This is a genomic window from Halomonas halodenitrificans DSM 735 (assembly GCF_000620045.1).
In the GTDB taxonomy this organism is placed as follows: Bacteria; Pseudomonadota; Gammaproteobacteria; order Pseudomonadales; family Halomonadaceae; genus Halomonas; species Halomonas halodenitrificans.
In genome coordinates this window covers 1-3,097 of record NZ_JHVH01000045.1, presented here as the reverse complement: position 1 = coordinate 3,097, position 3,097 = coordinate 1, and the positions used below count along the sequence as shown (strand labels likewise).

The window sequence follows — 3,097 nt, the reverse complement described above, 5'->3', positions numbered from 1 at the left end:
TAACCCGGAGCGGGAGCTCCAGGTCACCGTCGCTGAACCGGAAAAACAGGTGGCCTGAATGATCTCAGAGGCGACAGATTTCTTGACAACTACCGCAAGCTCACCTACGATGGCAAAAAACTGGCTGAACGAATGAGTGGCCTGGAAAAAGAACTGATTAAAGCGGAAACACAGATTGCCACCATCCAAACTCTCATGCTAGACCAGTAAGCCCTCCCAACATGGCTGACAGAAAAGATCAGACCCGGACAAAAGCGCTCACTACCGCCCATGCAGGTGGTATAGAGGTGTACCAAAACAGCGCCCAGCTGCCTGCGGCGATACGAACCCAATGGGAGTACGGTGACTGGCGCTCGCTGCAAACATTATCTCTGGATGCGATAGAGCACGAAGAGGCCCGGGCGCTGGTGGCGGCAATCGTCGCCGTAGCCCACCATCAGGAAGAAGCAGAGCAGCAAGCCAAGCCATATCTGCAGAAAGCGGTGGAGTGGGGCATGGACAAGCGCGCCATTGCACAGGTTTTCGCAGCGGGCACGTACAACTCCCTCGGCCGGGCCGCATTGCTGTCCGAGAGCACTCCCAGCGCACTGGCTCACTTTCAGAAGGCCATTGAAACCGGGGTACCGGGCGCCGATGCAAAACTGTTAGCGCCGGTAAGGGCGGGCCATCAGGCTGCGCAGATGGGAATACAGGTATCCATTCCGTACCAGCCTGACCAGGAAGACCCGAAACGACTCGAAGACAACAGTAAGCCTTACACCGTCCAGTTGATGGCCATCCTGGGCAGTTTTGCTCAAAGGCTGGTGCAGCATGGGCAGGCGTTAGTGGTGGATGGCGTAGAGGTCTTCAAAGAGAAAGATCCCTTCCTGCCCGGCAAAATCGCTATGGGCATGGCCTACTGGGTAACGGAACATTCTTCGGGTAGCGCAATCACCCAACAGCGGTGCCAGCAATTCCGCAAGGTGATGAAAGAGGTCGGTGACCAACGCATAGAGAGCTGGGGCATCCATTTCTACCTGAAGGCCCTGCAAATGCTGAATGAAGCTGACCTGTTAACCGAATGCTTCAGGTTTCAGGAACTGGTCGGCCTTAAAAAGCGGCTCGACTGGCGAGCGTTTGTTGATGAGGCCGACTACACCCTCATTAAAAAACCCAACAATTTCTATGGCATAGCCTATAGCATTGCTTACACCCGCTACCAGTTGGGATGGGACGACCTCAAGCATAGCCAGAACCTTCTCGAGAAGGAACTGGACCACTATGAGGACGTTTCCGGGGGTGAAGGCTTTGCAGACGAAACCAACGGCAAAGGTCGGTTCGACCGTTACAGCTTTCTTCTGATCGCGGAAATCGCCTACCGGTTCTACGAAGCGGGCCTGCCATTGACCCAGCGTATGAAAAAGTGGCTGAAGGCATCTGCAGATTACGTACTGTTCAACGTTAATGAACGGGGGGATGGGTTTCAGTGGGGAAGAAGTATTGGTGCCTACGGCGACAGTGCGTTTCTTGAAATTCTGACAGCCGCAAAGGTACACAACTTGTTAGACGAGCAGGAAGAGGCAGTGGCATGTTATTTTGCCCAACGAATTACCCGAAAATTCCTCACGTTCTGGTATCAAAACGACCGTGAGAGCATCAATCTCTGGAGTGACGGCAGGGCAACTGACAGCTACCGGGGAAAGCACCGGATTCTGGGGGAAAATGTCTCTTTGCTGCATCAGCACCTATACTGCCAGCGCCATTGGGACGATTGTGCGGTATGTAAAGATCAGGATTGCCTCAAGGAGCTTGTGGATCAGTGGGTAAAGCGTCAACCAACATTAAAGATTTCGTGGTTGACGACACAAGAAAGCGAGTTCGTAGTTATTACGAAGCGCTACAAAAACCGGCTAGTGAATCTGCCGTTGGTTAATGGTGATTGTTACTGGAAAGAGGCTGCCTATCAGCCGATTCCCTTTATAAGCGGTATTGTTGAAGCCATCCCCGAGTTTGCTGAGCCGGTATTTGTACCGAAGATCCAGATTCCGAACCAGGGCGTTTATCTTGTCCATCCCAGCTATAAAAATATCGAGCTAGTGACCGAAGATGGCGTCGATAAGGTATTGGCCAAATTCGCCGGGCTTTCGTCCATAGAAAACAAGACGCCAGTTAAAGACGTGGATGTACACGGAACGTTGGTGCTCGAGCTATCTGATGAGGAAGTTAGATTCGGGGCAGAAATAGATTTCCCGGACAGTCTATCGGATAGCACTGTTAGTTCCACATTTTGCGTAGCTGGGTCAGTGGCCGAAACTGAGCGGAGTTCGTTTATATTTGCTCTACATGATCAAGGTAATGTAGCGCTGGAGATCATGCCTGACCGAGCTAGATCTCTTGAGATCACGCAAAAAGAAGAGACCGTAAATACAGTTCAGAGCCGTGCAGAGTGCTTATATGTAGTATCCACAGAATGCGGTCGTCCCGAGAACCTGAATTTCAGCTGGGCTCTCCGTTTCGACTGATTCGCTTCGGCTTAACTTATAACACTTAATTAGTCCTTCTTTTAAAGCGCCGCGAGCCAGCCAACCGGAAACTTAAAATGAAGTGGACACTATCAGGTTGTCCAACTGGAAGGGTCCACTTCATGATGGAGTTCGTTTTTCGTGTTCAAGAATACCGTGCCAGGTGGCCAGCTGCTTGGCTCAGTCGCAGCTGTTTGCCCAAGGTCATCCAGGGCGAGCCGCCCATTAACAATCTGCTCAGGGACAATCAGCAGCTGTCCGATGCAACTCTGTAGCAGCGCAAACGGATACGCGCTGTTGTGGACATTCTATTTGACTACTTTAATTGGACTGACGCTAAAATGAACATGTTGACGGAGAAGAGCCTGATCGACCCACAGAACTTCCAGAAGGGTAATGAGCTATATCGGCAGGCAGCCTACGAACAGGCTGCTTCACACTACATCAAGGCGCTTGGTCGCCACGGCAGCTTTACTCCCGTTTACGTGAATCTGGCGCTGTTGATCTTACCCAGCATTGGTGGACACCGATCTAAGCGATCATTTGAGCTTCGAAAGCCTCTGGGCTGATCATCCCAATTGCACTGTGCCGGCGCT

Annotated in this window: 2 protein-coding genes; one reads left to right on the top strand and one right to left on the bottom strand. The window is 51.8% G+C overall.

Annotation, left to right across the window (positions count from 1 at the left end):
- Positions 1–189, bottom strand: a 189-nt coding sequence (locus tag Q358_RS18865) for a hypothetical protein (RefSeq protein WP_211248339.1), incomplete at its 3' end; no start/stop codon positions are given.
- Between the two features lie 32 nt (positions 190–221).
- On the opposite strand from Q358_RS18865, the gene Q358_RS18035 reads away from it, so the two are divergent.
- Positions 222–2,501, top strand: a complete 2,280-nt coding sequence (locus Q358_RS18035) for a hypothetical protein (protein ID WP_156940943.1) — start codon at positions 222–224, stop codon at positions 2,499–2,501.
- Positions 2,502–3,097: the final 596 nt, after the last annotated feature.

Bases quoted from the DNA above. Each gene is read 5' to 3' on its own strand.
- Q358_RS18035 (WP_156940943.1), top strand. From the start codon at position 222: ATGGCTGACAGAAAAGATCAGACCCGGACAAAAGCGCTCACTACCGCC.